Here is a 231-nt window from a genome sequence, read left to right on the forward strand (position 1 = left end):
GATGTTAACGGCCTCATTGACGACGGAACTATCCATGGTGGTAGGCTTCCAAAAATCCAGTGCGCGTTGGATGCTGTAAAATCTGGCGTCCAGAGTGTGCATATTATTGATGGTCGGGTGACTCACGCTGTTCTTCTGGAATCATTTATAGAGCAGGGAGTGGGCACTCTTATTGCCTCTTCACCCAATTCAACAACGCTTAACGCATAGTACCGAATGGATAAGGCACAG

At 47.6% G+C, this 231-nt stretch carries 1 pseudogene; it reads left to right on the top strand.

Annotation, left to right across the window (positions count from 1 at the left end):
• Positions 1-210 (top strand): annotated as a pseudogene (locus tag ACY2RR_RS24875) (acetylglutamate kinase); the annotation flags it as partial.
• Between the last annotated feature and the right edge of the window lie 21 nt (positions 211-231).

The sequence above is a fragment of the Parendozoicomonas sp. 2304DJ65-17 genome (assembly GCF_058148445.1).